Origin of the sequence: Chryseobacterium sp. PET-29 (assembly GCF_025736815.1) — a bacterium.
Lineage (GTDB): Bacteria > Bacteroidota > Bacteroidia > Flavobacteriales > Weeksellaceae > Chryseobacterium > Chryseobacterium nepalense.
This window is the reverse complement of the sequence record NZ_CP107053.1, coordinates 2,849,209-2,862,609: the sequence shown is the minus strand read 5'-3', so window position 1 is coordinate 2,862,609 and position 13,401 is coordinate 2,849,209. Positions and strand designations below refer to the sequence as shown.

Sequence of the window (13,401 nt, the reverse complement as noted above, 5' to 3'; positions counted from 1 at the left end):
ACTTTATATCAAGTTTTCGAATATGGAAGCGCTTTTGAGTAAAGTAAAGCATGTTGCGATTCTGTGAAGATTAGTCAGATTACATTTACCCGTTTTATCGCTGCAATGGCGATTGTTATTTCTCATTTTAATAAAGATTTGTTTCTATATAAGATCAGGTTTATTTCGGATATTTTTCTCCGCGCCAACGTGGGGGTGAGTTATTTTTTTATTCTTTCCGGTTTTATAATGATTGTCGCCTATCACAGAAAGGAAAAAATAGGGTATCTGGATTTTTACCGGAACAGGGTAGCCAGGATTTATCCCTTATATATTGTCGGCCTGCTGCTTTATTTTTTTACCAGATATTCTGACGTCAGTTTTTATAAAACTTTTTTATATCTTTTCGGCATTCAGAGCTGGATTCCCGGAAAAGCCCTAATTCTGAATTTTCCGGGCTGGTCTATTTCTGTAGAGTTTTTGTTTTATCTGATTTTTCCCTGGCTGTATAATTATTTATATTCTAAAGGAAATAAAAGCATTTGGATTATTGCCGTTTTGATCTGGATCGGGACTCAGGTATTCTCCAATTTGTATATTAATTCTCCTGCGTATAAAGGTCCGCATACTGAGAGCCATGAATTCAGTCATTATTTCCCGCTTTGGCATATCAACGAGTTCTTAATAGGAAATATAGCAGGTTTACTCTTTGTGAAAAACCGTAAAGAAAAGAATTATGATCTGGCAGTTGTTGTATTTTTTATTGCAATTATCCTGTCTTTAATTTTCATTCCGTTGAATTTTCATAATGGGCTAATGGCTGTTTTCTTTGTTCCTGTAATTTACCTAATTTCCTGTAATAACGGTCTTATAACTAAATTTTTTGCCCTTAAGCCACTGGAATTTCTTGGAGAAATCAGTTATGCCATTTATATTATCCATATCCCTGTTTTGTATATTGTAAGATCGGTTTTATGGGATTATTTCCAAATATCTGAAAGCAATACATTGTTTTGGATCTACATGCCGGTTTTAATGATCGTTTCGGCTGGCTTTTATCAGTTTATTGAAAAGCCAATGCGTGATTATCTGAGGAAAGCAAGTTTTTTAAAGCGATAAATCAGCTTACCGATAAATTTAGTTTAAAAATAAATTCAATTAAACCGCAATATCAAAAAAGATCCTTCCGGAAATTTATATTGTACAATCCGGAGCGGATGCTTTGGTAGTCGGTAAAGAGATACCTTACGATCATTCCCCATTTTTTCAGAAAATGCGAATTTGCAATACGGAAGCTTCGGTATACTCTTGTAATATGCAGTTTGACATCATCGGGAATGCTGCTTTCGGTCTTTGCCCAATTGTTAACTTCCTCCCATAAAATAACCCTTGTTGAGGCGGGCCTGATTTCTCTTGCATCTATTTTGGTGATCCTGTTGTTCTCATGAACGCCACGTACGGCAACTGCCTTGTCGAGTATTCCGGGATAGAGATTAAGATAATAGGAAATACGGAATAAAAATTCGGTGTCCTGATGAAGTTTTAAATGAGTTTTAAAAAAGCAATCTACCTTCTTTAGCGCGCTCCTCCGTATGGTAAGTGCATCAATGCTGAACAATCCGAATGTTCCTTTCATGTTCAGCAGCCCGGGAAAAACATCTTCCGGCGGATGTTTTTGGTAAACGGTAGTCAGTCGGTCACCGAATATTTTATAGTATTGTTTTTTTGCTTTTTCTGAATAATAATGAACACCTATTGCTCCATAAACTCCCTCTACGTCTTCGTTCACCAATAGCTTCTTTTCTGCTTCAAAACGATTCGGGAGATAATAATCATCCGCGTCGAGAAAAGCAATGAAATCACCTTCTGCCATAGTTATTCCTACGTTTCTGGTGGCTCCTGCTCCATGATTTCCTTTGTCAAGATGCTGATAAAGCTTTACCCGGCTGTATTTTTTATTAAGTTCCCGGCATACCTGCAGTGCATTGTCGGGAGATTTGTCTTCTACCAATATGACTTCAAATACTTCTTCGAACTGAAGTGCAGACTCTACAGCCTGGGAAACATATTTCTCTGCGTTGTATACGGGAATAATGACTGATATTTTCATTTGATATGTGTTTTAATTAATAAAAAGAGGTATTGGCAATTCATTTATAGATAAGATGAACACAGTTTTTTTAGATATTCTCCCGGCGGTATTTCTGAGAAAAAATCTTCAGTATACCTGTTGAATTCTATTCTATAAAAAGAACCTTCTTCTATTATTTCATAACATGCCTTTTTGCCCAGATACTTTTCCAGTTGTGATAAAATTTCATACAATGTAAATTGATAGGGATATGCCAGATTAACAATCTCATTATTAAAATCTTTCAAATACCGATTGATAAATGATGCAATATCCTCTGTGCCGATCAGGATTCGTCTTGCATTGTTGTGCAGCATAAGCTTATTTTCTGAAAGGATTGATTTTTTCAGAAAATTGATTAATGTATTAGGATTGCCGCCATGTCCTACTGCATTTCCTACTCTGAAGATGATAAAGTTGCTGCAGAGTTCTGCAATCAGTTTTTCAATATTTAATTTATGAATTACGTAATAGCTTTCAGTTTTCGTAGGATCATAAATACTGCAGGTAGAAAAATAGACAAGTTTTTTGTCAGTATTCTGGCTGATAACAGATTTCAGAAGTGAAGTTTCTCTCTCAAATTCAGACAGTTTCTTCTCAAGAGAATTGGAAACTCCTGACGCAAAGAAAACAACATCTTCTTTATCATAAAATTGTAAGGCATTTGCCATAATTCCATTACCTATAATCATAATTTTTTTTCATCATTTGTTATTTAAGACTTAAAAAAGGCAGGGTACTTTTAAATTTAAATAATCCAGTTCTGTTTTTTCCAGTTCTTTTAACCCCCTAAGATTATCACACCTATAATCTGATTACACCAGATCAGCTTCTAGATAACCCGATTGTTTATAAAAAACTTTTTCCTTCTTTAAGAGATTGTTTTTTGTTATGAAGAATCATTTTCCAGTTCAATGAATGACAGATCTTAATTTTGATGTAATGCTCTTTAAGGGATTTCAGCCTGAATGTTAATAGAGATTTTATCATCATTTTACAAGAATTAATATATATTTCCCTTATCGACTGTTTATTATTAAAAGGATCTGAAAGCATCATAATTAATTTTCTTTCATAAAGCAGAGCGGTATTATCAAAATATTTATTTTCAGTTCTTTTTTCTCTGTCATGGAAGATAACTGCTTCCGGTACAACGCCTATTTTCAGATTATGAAATAATACCCTCTGACAGTAATTATCATCTTCTGCATAATGGTAAAATGAAGGACTGAAACCGCCAACCTTTTCAATACAACGTCTTGTCAACAACCAGGCAGCGGCATTTACAAAAGGTAATTCATACAGTGGCGCTAAATTTTGTAAAAATATATCCGAATATAATTTTTCACATTTTAAAGGAATGATGTAATTTGAAAAACTAAAGTCCAGCTCGGAGCCATTTCCATTAAGGTGCATCGGGCTCAGAATGCCGAAATCAGGATTTTTTTTTGCGATTTTAACTAAATAGTCAATAGTACCAGGTGTTATATAAACATCCTGATTCATTAAAAATATATAATCAAAACCCTGTTCGTACGCTTTTTTAATTCCGATATTATTTGCCTGTCCGAAACCTAAATTGGCAGGAAGCTTAATAAGCTCTACCTGTGGGAATTTTTGCTCAATGATAAGAATACTATTATCGGTAGAAGCATTATCAACGATAATAGTGTGCTCAATTAATCCCGCCTGATCAATGGATGATAAACAGCGATCAATCCATTTGGTGGAATTATAATTTACAATAATTATTTTAACCATTTTTCAACCTTTAATTTGAGGCTTTGTTTTTTTTTAATTTTCAATATCCTTCACAAAATTCATTAGACAGGGCCACTTTGCTTGTATAAACAGATTTATCTAAATAAATTGATTAAAAAGTCATATATCCTGTATAGTTTACTGTTGTATATATTCTCTAATTTTTTTTCATAAAAGGTTTTTCTTTTTAAAAGTGAGATGTAGCTTGGGTAAAATTCATGAAAAAGAGCTTTGTGCTTTTCGTAAATCATTTGATAGATAATTTCTTTTTTATGATCATCCCTAAAAACATCATTGTTTCTTGAACTACCGGTATGAGATCTATAATTGAAAACCGGGTATTCTATTTTGGTAACAGGAAGATTGCGATGAGAAGAAATAAGCTGTATCCAAAACTCCCAGTCTTCAAGACCATGTGTAAGTTTTTCGTCATACATTATACCCTGATCGAAATATTTTTTTGGAAACATGGAAGTACAAAATAATTTGTTTTGCAGTAATAATTCCTTGATACTGAATCTTTCCTCTACTTTTGATTTATTATTGATATGACCAAACATTATCGTATCTGAAAAAACAATCATTGTCTCCTTATTTTTAGTAAACGCTTCTAACATTTTCTCTAATGCTAAAGGGTTTAGCGTATCATCTGCATCAAGAGGCAAAATATAGTCTCCTGTTGCGTGCTTTATTCCATTGTTTCTGGCACAGGATACTCCTTTGTTCTTCTGGTATATATATCGTATTTTATGATTAATCAGTTTTTGAACGACCTCTGATGAATTATCTGTAGAGCCATCATCTATAATGATACATTCCCAATTTGTATAGGATTGAGCCATTATAGACGCTATGCATTCTTCTAAATACAGAGCATGATTAAAGCAGGGAACTATAATTGAAATTTTACTTATCATTCATCAGGGTTTTTATTTTATATATAATTAATAAGACCTAAATATGTTAGCTGTTCTTATCTATTATATTGATCCAATATACTTTTTAATGTATTCAAGTATCCGAAGCCATACTTTCTGTCTGGCTCCAGAATATTACCTTCTGCCCATTCATTCCATGATTTGATAATTAATAACTGTTCGGGATAATCATTTTTATCCTCAAGATAATCAATCGCTTTTTCAATCTGCTTTTCAAATAATTCCGGTGATGTATCAGTAAGTACAACTCCTCTATAGCCACTTCTGGGCGTGTTGTCCCAATTAGGTAGAATACATGGGTAAGTAGCAACATTACTTTCTACAAACTGTAGATCATTAACAATAGCTTTGGCATCCTGAGTCAGGACTTTCGGTTTAATTTTTTTCTTAAATCCGAGTAGTTCTGTTATTCTGTTTTTATAATATTGGTAATGGGAAATATATTCTCCTTTCTTAATATATGGGATCCATGCTTTCTGAAATGCATTGGATATTTTGCCGTCATACCCCATTGATTTTAAATCAGTATCATCACGGAGTTTATTGGATGCCATGATATATAAGTCATCAAATCCGTTCTTTTTTGCTAACTCCCTAAATTTTGAAATGTAGTGAGGATCTCCTTCATGTAAATGGTTCGGATGGTAAATTATAAAAAGAGGCTTATTGTCTACCTTGATATATCTTTCGTCTTTAAAGAATGGAAGAAGGTAGTTGAAATGATCTATTAAATCCTGTTCATCCGGATAGACTTGCTCTACCAGAATCTTCTCTGCAAGACCATGCCATATACCAGACCAGGTTTCGTTTGCCCAGCAGAAACAGAAAGGAAAATCTGGTTTTTTGGATGTAAGGACATCATTAGCAATACGTTCCAGTAATTGTTTTCCGTTGCCAAACCAGTAATGATAGTAGATAAACCCATAAACTCCATGTTCTTTTGCAATCTGCGCCTGATGTTCTCTTACTTCCGGAACACGAAGGTCATAATACCCGAGATCAGCAGGATATATAGGTTGTTCGTGGCCGTTAAAAAGAGGTTTCGCTTTTGTGACATTGGTCCATTCTGTAAAACCTTTACCCCACCATTCGTCATTTTCGGGAACAGGATGGTATTGAGGGAGGTAAAAAGCAAGGGGTTTTATTTTTTTCATCATTGTTTTTTAAAGTGTTTTAATAAGTCTTGCAGGAATCCCCGCGATGACTGAATTTTTCGGAAAACTTTTATTGACGACCGAGTTGGCCCCGATAATGCTGTTTTCGCCAATGGTAATGCCTGGAAGAATACATACGTCTTCACCTATCCATACATTGTCTTCGATAACGACAGGACCTTTAGAATATAAAGGTCTTTGTGCCGGGAAGTTTTCAAGGTCATTTACGGTTATATCTCCGTGGGAATGATCGGAGATATATATTCTGCTTGCCATAAGAACATTATTACCGATAACAATCTTATTTATAGCTCCAATATGAACATCAGAATTGAAAATTACATCATTACCAATGGTTATTTCTGGAGTAAAAGTTTCTCCCATAAATCGATCCCAGGCTTCAAGCCTCAGATGATATAATGAACTGAAATTTTTACCTATTGAAATGTATTTTGGGTTTTTTATCCAATGCTCTTCCGGTAATATGGAGTTGGCTCCAAAACTTTTAAAACTTTTCTTTGCCCACTCATTGATTTTATTTTGTGCATGCCTTTTATATGCACCAGAATTCAGTACATCAAATAAAAAATTGATAATATGTTTTTTTAATAAATTCATATTTATGATATTGTAATGATGCTTTTTTCGATTATCTTATAAAATAGCTGTTTATCAGTTCTATAATTCTATCCTGCTCAGTTTCCGATAATTCATAATAAAAGGGAAGCCTCAGAAGACAATCTGTAAAATGATCCGAATGAGGAATATCCATTTCAGGGTTATCGGCCAGGAAAAAGTCGCTTTTATTTAAACTTAAATAATGGAATACGGGATGAATATCTTTTTCTTTTAAATACTGAATCACACGGGTTCTCTCTTCGTAATTGTTAAAAACAATATAGAACATATGAGCATTATTTGTTGCGTAAGAAGGCAAGTCAGGTAATGAAATAAATCCTTTTTGCTGTAAAGAAATGAGTCCGGATTTGTATCTATTCCATATCTCTAATCTTTTTTTCTGGATAATCTCCAGATTTTCAAGCTGGGCATATAAAAAAGCAGAAATAATCTCTGATGGCAAAAAAGATGAACCAAGATCTACCCAGCCATATTTATTAACTTCTCCCCGGAAGAATGCGCTTCTGTTGGTTCCTTTTTCCCGAATGATTTCAGCACGGTCAAAATACCGGGAATCATTAATAACGATCATTCCACCTTCACCTGCAATGATGTTTTTGGTCTCATGAAAAGAGAAAGCGGCAAAATGACCTATAGAGCCTAACGCTTTTCTTGTTCCATCCGAAAATGTGTAGTAGCTGTCGATTGCCTGTGCAGCATCTTCCACTACAAATAAATTATGATTATGCGCAAGATTCATGATTTTTTCCATATCACAGGCTATTCCTGCATAATGTACGGGAACAATCACTTTGGTTTTTTCGGTGATATGCTTTTCTATTTCTGTAGGATCTATATTAGGATTGTTTGGGTAAGAGTCTACAAAAACGATTTTGGCTCCACGAAGGGCAAAAGCATTGGCTGAAGAGACGAATGTATAGCTGGGCACAATTACCTCATCACCCGGCTTTATATCACATAAAATAGCGGCCATTTCCAATGCATCCGTACACGATGTCGTCATCAACACTTTCGGAAAGCTATATTTCTGTTCAAAAAAGGTTTGGCATTTTTTTGTAAATATTCCGTCACCGGATATTTTACCGCTCTTTACCGCTTCTTCTATATACGAAAGCTCCTTGCCTATAATAAATGGCTTATTGAATGGGATCATATCTATCTTATAAATCTTGCAGGATTACCAACATACAATCCTGGTGTATCTAAATTTTTTATTACTACGGTGCCTCCTCCCAGCTGGATTTTTTCTGAGATGTTTATATTGTCGATAACGGTGCTGTTGATCCCAAGAATGCAAAGTTCTGAGATATTTACAAAACCGGCGATGCTTACTGACGGAGATAAGAAACAATGTTTGTTTATCACCGAATCATGGGCAACAGAACAGGAAATGTTGATCATGACATTGTCACCTATTTCAACATCCTGATCAATCATGCAATTAGGATATATAACAGTTCCCTGACCTATTTTGGCTGTCGGGTCAACGATACTTGTTGAGTGGATAAAAGTGTGGAAAGGGATTTTATTTTTAAAATTTTCAAAAAGTTGTTTCTTAAATTCTAAATGTTTATAACCAATGGCAATAATCAGCTCATCAAAAATATTCTGTTTAAAAAGCTCTTCAACATCATTGGTATTTCCTAATATTTGGATATTCTTTATGGTGTTTCCTTTTTCCTGAAAATCATCAAAAAAGCCAACAACTTTATGGTCTGTATCAGAATGTATGTGATACAGAATCTGCTGGCCTAAATGCCCTGAACCTATGATTGCGATCTGTTTCATAAATAATTAATAATATCTTTCATATTGCTTATTCTATCCGTAAAGTTGGAAAATATATGTTGTCTGTCAATTAATAAGGTTTTGAAACCCAGTTTTTTGGCAGGAATAATATCCAATTTTAAAGAGTCTCCGATATAAAGAACTTCTTCTGGATTCACATTTAACTTTTTTAGAGCTAATTCGTAAAATTCTAAAGAAGGCTTTCTGAAATTTTCATTCTCAGAGATTATTATTTCTGAAAAAATGTTCTTGCCTACCAACCGCTCTAGTATATTACCTAAATTACTGTTGAAATTTGATAAAACGGCTTTCTTTACAGGAAGCTCATGCAATATGAATAAGTCATCAAAAGCTTTCCATTCTAAATATGAACACGCAGTAAAAATCTCATTTAATATTTCTTCTGAAGGAATAATACCTAACGATAACAAAAGTTCTGTGTTGAAGTCTTTATAAAATTCTTTTGACGTTCTGTCGGGAAAGTTTATAATTTCCGATAAAAGCTTATGGTGATACTGAAGTTTTGCTTCTTCAATTTCATATGAATACTTTGCCAGAACGCTTTGTATTTTATAATACAGGGTAGGTTTGTAAATTAGCGTATTGGCTGCATCAAAAAGAATTATTCGGGTTATTTTGTTCATTTAAAAAATATAATGTTGTGATGAATTGTCTTTTAATTCGCTAATATTACTGTTGTGAGGATAAATGATATCCAACATGATTCTTATGGCACTACCATCGGTAATATTTGGTTCAGAAGGAGGAATCTGATACAAATGCTCTTCTAAAGTATATTTCACGTCTTCGAAGCCAAAATTAGAACGGATAGAATTGGTTCCGGATATTCTGCAATTAATCTCAAAAGGAACAATTTCTCCGTTTTCCCTTACCATAGACTGAAGATTTGCGCTTCCTATAAAGTGATTGCAGGAAATCATTTTTTCTAAAATATCCTGAAGTTGCTTATCATACATCCGGTTTACAAAGCATTCATTTGTAGCACCGTTTTCCAATTTTCTTTCAAGAGTAATAAATCCATGTAAAGTTTTTTCTTTTGAAACATAAAAAGCGGTGGTAATCTCTCTCCCTGTTATTAATTCTTGCACAACGTAACTGTCATCAAAAGATTTGATATCAGAAGGATTGATGTGGATTCCTCTTGAACCTCTGCCTTCTCGGGGCTTTATAATATAATTTTCAAATTTTCCTTTTTCATAATCACCAGGCAGATATGACTGCGCAAAAGGGAGATTGTTTTTTTTATGATGCAGAAATGTTAAATACTTATCTAAATAATTTTTTGAAGTTTCCAGGCCGCTTACAACCACATTAGTCTTTAGCTTATTTTGGTATAAAGAAAGATAATAAACCTCATAATCCGTGGAAGGAATGATCAGGTCAATTTTTTCATTTTCTACAATGGCGTTAATGGCGGATATATAATCCTCATCCATTGCATAAGGTACTTTATAGAAGGTATCACAAAGATAATTGCCGGCAGAAAAATCAGCCACGTTACAGCCAATAATCTTTATGGGAAATTGAGTTTTTTTAATGTTTCTCAAAATTCCCTGGCCAACATTTCCTCCGATCCCTGTAACTAAAACTATTTTCTTTTCCATTCAATTAATTCCTTTAATCCTTGTTTTATTGGTATAAATGCATGACTGCTGACACTGAGGTCATTTTCAAAATATTCTATAGATCTTGAAAAGTCTTTACCATGAAAGGTAATTTCACATCCTGTTAATTCCTTGATAAAGTCAGCAATTTCAAGATTCGTATAATTATCGGGTGATATTGCCAATATGATTTTATTTTTATTTTCAAGCGATAGTTTTTTTGCCAAACGAGCAACATCCTCTGCGTGAATATAGTTTTGCTTTCTGTCGCCTTTACCTAAAAGTTCAATTTTATTGTTTTCTATTGCGGAAATAACAATTTTTGGTAAAAAAGTATTTTCTTTCATGGATAAGCCATATATCGATGAAATTCTGAGAATAGCATATTTTGAACATTTTTCAACTATTTTTTCGGCAAAAAGCTTACTTAAGCCATATAATGATGACGGTGATGGAGTAGTACCGTTATTTATGGTGCCACTATGTATTCCATCATATATAGCAACGCTCGAAAAATACACTATTTTAGAATTCGCAAAATGTTCTGTAATGTTTTTAATGAGAAGAATGTTAATATTTAATATGTTATCCAGCTGTTCTGGATCATTGGATATCAACGCGCTTAAAATGTATACAACATCTTGATTCTGATCAATTTTTTTAAAATCAGAAAGTGGATGGTTTTTATCTGTCAATCGAGATGGCTGACTATGATAAACAACAGAAACATGATCTTCCGAATGTTGTTTTAGAAGATGGGCTGTAAGCAAACTGTTAGCTCCGAAAATTAATACCTTTTTCATCTTTTATTGTTCAAGAATTTGCTTGAAAATTTCTTCGGCATATTCGTAAGAAGAGAATTCTTCAACCTGCCTTACAGCATTTTTAGAAAAATTTTCATAATCATCTTTATTGAGTTCAAAGACTTTTCTTATTCCTTCTGCTAATTTTCTGCTGTCCATTACAGGAGCTTTATACCCGTTATAATCATCTATCACCATGTTGGTAAGAATTCCTGTATCAAAGCCTACTACAGGTGTTCCACAGGCGAGAGCTTCAGATACCATCATAGGGCCTGAATCTTCAATAGATGTGTTAATAAAAAGGTCAGCAGCCTGATATAATAAGGATAATAGTCTGTAATCTTTTATATAATCTATTTTCTGTTTTTTAAAGGTAACTCTGCCAAATTCTTCATTTACACTATTGGAAACCACCAAAAGCACTATTTTTTCTTTCTTTTGCATTGGCAGTTCTATGTCTAGCATTTCAAGCGCCTGAAGAAGATAAGAAAATCCTTTTCTTGGATCTTCCATATTTTGAGCTCCTGTTAAAATATAAAAGCAATCATTGGATAGAGAAAATACTTTTTTGGCAATGGATTTATTTTTACTGTTAAGCAGTTTTGTATCAATCAGGCTATTAATGTTATGAATTGTTTTCTGGCTTTTATATATTTTTGAATTTTGGGCTTGGAGTAAGGTTAGCCCTGAACCAGCGATAATTTGAAAATTGGCTTTTTGAGCATTTTCATATTTTCTTTCAAAATTATTTTTGGCTGTTATTTTTTCATGTTCTTTTGTAATTGCAGGGCAATACTTACCACATCCTTTGATGTAGCCTTCACATCCCCAGGAATAGTGGCATCCTCCTGTAAAATGATTCATATCTACCGTAATATTGTATATTTTCGCTTTGGTCGCATTATATATATTAAGCATATCTGTACTGTTGAGAAAATCAATTGTCATTCCTGTAAAGACAAAATCAGGTGTAAAACCTACAATTTTCAGCATACTTTCAATATGTATATTTTCTGATGCTTCATTTTTGCTCAAAAAGGAGTATTTCATATCTGTACTGATGACTTTTGATGGCTCTACAGGACTGATCTTATTTTTGATTTTATTCACAATTCTCATAACAAGATTGGCCTTCGCTGATGAAAGAGATAAATGCCTGTATTGCTTTATGAAATTTTCATTCTTTGTTTTATGCTTTACACACATGACGACATCATGTCCCATATTTTTGATAATATGGGCAACTTTATAAGCGGCTTCATATGCGCCATTTACATCACCTGTTGAAAGTATTAATATATTTTTTTTATCGATTGCTATTACATCCATATTACAGGGGGAGTTATAATGCCATTGTCTGTGTCTCCGGCAAGAAAATTTTCATGTCCTGTTTCGATGATATTAAGCTGGATACCTCCCTCTACAATATCGTAAAGTTCTACTGAAGGGGTATCTATTGCCAAGGAAAGCAGATAAGTATTTGGGATTAATTTGCCGCCTTCTATTTTTAAAATAAAATTGTTTTCATTTTTTTCTTCGAAAACTTTTCTTGTAATGAATATTACATTTTCAAATTTATCTAAAATGGCAATATTTACTCTAATGCCTTTATTTACATCCCTGTTAATGAAGCTTATATCAAGATTAATATCTTCATTATGGCCAAACTCCGTTGTCTCTACAGATTTATTATTATATATCCTAACTCTTTTAATCTGGGCTTTTTTGCTAAGGTCTTCTATGTATCTAAATTCAATATTAGGGGACAGTTCATTGATAATATAATTTTCTAATACACTGTTGATGTCTCCCCGATGAGCTATCTTGCCGTTTTTCATCAATATTCCGGATGTGCAAAGCTGCTTCACGGCCGTCATGTTATGGCTTACAAAAAGTACGGTTCTTCCTTCTCCTTTCGTTACATCTCCCATTTTCCCAAGGCATTTTTTTTGAAACTCTGCATCTCCTACTGCCAGAACTTCATCTACAATCAGAATTTCAGATTCCAGATGTGCAGCAACTGCGAAAGCAAGGCGTACATACATCCCGGACGAATATCTTTTTACGGGAGTATCAATATATCTTTCCACTCCGGAGAAATCCACTATTTCATCAAATTTTCTACAAATCTCTTTTCGGGTCATTCCGAGGATGGCGCCGTTCAGAAATACATTCTCTCTACCTGTCATTTCAGGATGGAAACCTGTTCCTACTTCTAACAGCGATGCAATTCGACCACGGGTATATATTTTTCCTGTTGTAGGTTTGGTGACTTTGCTTAATAATTTCAAAAGAGTAGATTTGCCGGCACCGTTTCTTCCGATAATCCCTACAGCGTCGCCCTGCTCAATTTCAAAATTGATGTCCTGCAGAGACCATACATAGTCAGATTCACCTTGTACAGTTCTGTCATTTGCCTCGCCGATCTTTAGATAAGGATCTTCCTTTCCTCTGATTTTATACCACATACGGTTGAGGTCATGAGATAGAGTCCCGGTGCCTACCTGTCCTAATCTGTATTGTTTCGATATATTTTCTGCTTTTAAAGCCAGCATAATAATAGTATTGGGAATGTTAATAAAT

The 13,401-nt window shown here is 33.9% G+C and carries 14 protein-coding genes; 1 reads left to right on the top strand and 13 read right to left on the bottom strand.

Going from position 1 to position 13,401, the window contains the following annotated elements:
- Nucleotides 1-63 precede the first annotated feature (63 nt).
- The gene (locus tag ODE14_RS12865) at nucleotides 64-1,098 is read left to right on the top strand and encodes an acyltransferase family protein (protein WP_263601718.1); all 1,035 of its coding nucleotides are present in this window, start codon (nucleotides 64-66) and stop codon (nucleotides 1,096-1,098) included.
- A gap of 52 nt (nucleotides 1,099-1,150) precedes the next feature.
- Here the strand turns inward: ODE14_RS12865 and ODE14_RS12860 are convergent, their stop codons facing one another.
- The 13 genes from ODE14_RS12860 to ODE14_RS12800 all read right to left on the bottom strand — a co-directional run bounded on the left by ODE14_RS12860 (nucleotide 1,151) and on the right by ODE14_RS12800 (nucleotide 13,373).
- On the bottom strand, nucleotides 1,151-2,089 hold the full coding sequence (locus ODE14_RS12860) for a glycosyltransferase family 2 protein (protein ID WP_263601717.1): 939 nt from the start codon (nucleotides 2,087-2,089) through the stop codon (nucleotides 1,151-1,153).
- Nucleotides 2,090-2,133: 44 nt separating this feature from the next.
- Nucleotides 2,134-2,802 carry an NAD-dependent epimerase/dehydratase family protein gene (locus ODE14_RS12855; RefSeq protein WP_263601716.1) on the bottom strand — a complete coding sequence of 223 codons (669 nt, stop codon included), beginning with the start codon at nucleotides 2,800-2,802 and terminating at the stop codon, nucleotides 2,134-2,136.
- Nucleotides 2,803-2,959: 157 nt separating this feature from the next.
- On the bottom strand, nucleotides 2,960-3,871 hold the full coding sequence (locus ODE14_RS12850) for a glycosyltransferase family 2 protein (protein ID WP_263601715.1): 912 nt from the start codon (nucleotides 3,869-3,871) through the stop codon (nucleotides 2,960-2,962).
- Nucleotides 3,872-3,966: 95 nt separating this feature from the next.
- The gene (locus ODE14_RS12845) at nucleotides 3,967-4,788 is read right to left on the bottom strand and encodes a glycosyltransferase family 2 protein (RefSeq protein ID WP_263601714.1); all 822 of its coding nucleotides are present in this window, start codon (nucleotides 4,786-4,788) and stop codon (nucleotides 3,967-3,969) included.
- Between the two features lie 56 nt (nucleotides 4,789-4,844).
- Nucleotides 4,845-5,966: a glycoside hydrolase family 99-like domain-containing protein gene (locus ODE14_RS12840; protein ID WP_263601713.1), complete on the bottom strand. Its 1,122-nt coding sequence runs from the start codon at nucleotides 5,964-5,966 to the stop codon at nucleotides 4,845-4,847.
- Between the two features lie 6 nt (nucleotides 5,967-5,972).
- Nucleotides 5,973-6,581 carry a DapH/DapD/GlmU-related protein gene (locus ODE14_RS12835; RefSeq protein WP_263601712.1) on the bottom strand — a complete coding sequence of 203 codons (609 nt, stop codon included), beginning with the start codon at nucleotides 6,579-6,581 and terminating at the stop codon, nucleotides 5,973-5,975.
- A gap of 31 nt (nucleotides 6,582-6,612) precedes the next feature.
- The gene (gene rffA, locus ODE14_RS12830) at nucleotides 6,613-7,755 is read right to left on the bottom strand and encodes a dTDP-4-amino-4,6-dideoxygalactose transaminase (RefSeq protein ID WP_263601711.1); all 1,143 of its coding nucleotides are present in this window, start codon (nucleotides 7,753-7,755) and stop codon (nucleotides 6,613-6,615) included.
- A gap of 2 nt (nucleotides 7,756-7,757) precedes the next feature.
- On the bottom strand, nucleotides 7,758-8,390 hold the full coding sequence (locus tag ODE14_RS12825; RefSeq protein ID WP_263601710.1) for a NeuD/PglB/VioB family sugar acetyltransferase: 633 nt from the start codon (nucleotides 8,388-8,390) through the stop codon (nucleotides 7,758-7,760).
- Nucleotides 8,387-9,034 carry an HAD family hydrolase gene (locus ODE14_RS12820; protein ID WP_263601709.1) on the bottom strand — a complete coding sequence of 216 codons (648 nt, stop codon included), beginning with the start codon at nucleotides 9,032-9,034 and terminating at the stop codon, nucleotides 8,387-8,389. Before ODE14_RS12820 ends, ODE14_RS12825 begins: the two co-directional genes overlap by 4 nt.
- Nucleotides 9,035-10,015, bottom strand: coding sequence for an ATP-grasp domain-containing protein (locus ODE14_RS12815; protein WP_263601708.1), 981 nt, complete (start codon nucleotides 10,013-10,015; stop codon nucleotides 9,035-9,037).
- Nucleotides 10,000-10,818: an SDR family oxidoreductase gene (locus ODE14_RS12810; protein WP_263601707.1), complete on the bottom strand. Its 819-nt coding sequence runs from the start codon at nucleotides 10,816-10,818 to the stop codon at nucleotides 10,000-10,002. The genes ODE14_RS12815 and ODE14_RS12810 overlap by 16 nt, the downstream gene beginning before the upstream one ends.
- Nucleotides 10,819-10,821: 3 nt before the next feature.
- Nucleotides 10,822-12,147, bottom strand: coding sequence for a glycosyltransferase (locus tag ODE14_RS12805; RefSeq protein ID WP_263601706.1), 1,326 nt, complete (start codon nucleotides 12,145-12,147; stop codon nucleotides 10,822-10,824).
- Nucleotides 12,138-13,373: a polysaccharide ABC transporter ATP-binding protein gene (locus ODE14_RS12800; RefSeq protein WP_263601705.1), complete on the bottom strand. Its 1,236-nt coding sequence runs from the start codon at nucleotides 13,371-13,373 to the stop codon at nucleotides 12,138-12,140. The genes ODE14_RS12805 and ODE14_RS12800 overlap by 10 nt, the downstream gene beginning before the upstream one ends.
- Nucleotides 13,374-13,401 lie beyond the last annotated feature (28 nt).

What these genes read in the sequence shown, in the direction of transcription:
- ODE14_RS12860 (WP_263601717.1), bottom strand. Translation starts at nt 2,089, where the DNA reads ATGAAAATATCAGTCATTATTCCCGTATACAACGCAGAGAAATATGTT.
- ODE14_RS12855 (WP_263601716.1), bottom strand. Translation starts at nt 2,802, where the DNA reads ATGATTATAGGTAATGGAATTATGGCAAATGCCTTACAATTTTATGAT.
- ODE14_RS12850 (WP_263601715.1), bottom strand. Translation starts at nt 3,871, where the DNA reads ATGGTTAAAATAATTATTGTAAATTATAATTCCACCAAATGGATTGAT.
- ODE14_RS12845 (WP_263601714.1), bottom strand. Translation starts at nt 4,788, where the DNA reads ATGATAAGTAAAATTTCAATTATAGTTCCCTGCTTTAATCATGCTCTG.
- ODE14_RS12840 (WP_263601713.1), bottom strand. Translation starts at nt 5,966, where the DNA reads ATGATGAAAAAAATAAAACCCCTTGCTTTTTACCTCCCTCAATACCAT.
- ODE14_RS12835 (WP_263601712.1), bottom strand. Translation starts at nt 6,581, where the DNA reads ATGAATTTATTAAAAAAACATATTATCAATTTTTTATTTGATGTACTG.
- rffA (WP_263601711.1), bottom strand. Translation starts at nt 7,755, where the DNA reads ATGATCCCATTCAATAAGCCATTTATTATAGGCAAGGAGCTTTCGTAT.
- ODE14_RS12825 (WP_263601710.1), bottom strand. Translation starts at nt 8,390, where the DNA reads ATGAAACAGATCGCAATCATAGGTTCAGGGCATTTAGGCCAGCAGATT.
- ODE14_RS12820 (WP_263601709.1), bottom strand. Translation starts at nt 9,034, where the DNA reads ATGAACAAAATAACCCGAATAATTCTTTTTGATGCAGCCAATACGCTA.
- ODE14_RS12815 (WP_263601708.1), bottom strand. Translation starts at nt 10,015, where the DNA reads ATGGAAAAGAAAATAGTTTTAGTTACAGGGATCGGAGGAAATGTTGGC.
- ODE14_RS12810 (WP_263601707.1), bottom strand. Translation starts at nt 10,818, where the DNA reads ATGAAAAAGGTATTAATTTTCGGAGCTAACAGTTTGCTTACAGCCCAT.
- ODE14_RS12805 (WP_263601706.1), bottom strand. Translation starts at nt 12,147, where the DNA reads ATGGATGTAATAGCAATCGATAAAAAAAATATATTAATACTTTCAACA.
- ODE14_RS12800 (WP_263601705.1), bottom strand. Translation starts at nt 13,373, where the DNA reads ATGCTGGCTTTAAAAGCAGAAAATATATCGAAACAATACAGATTAGGA.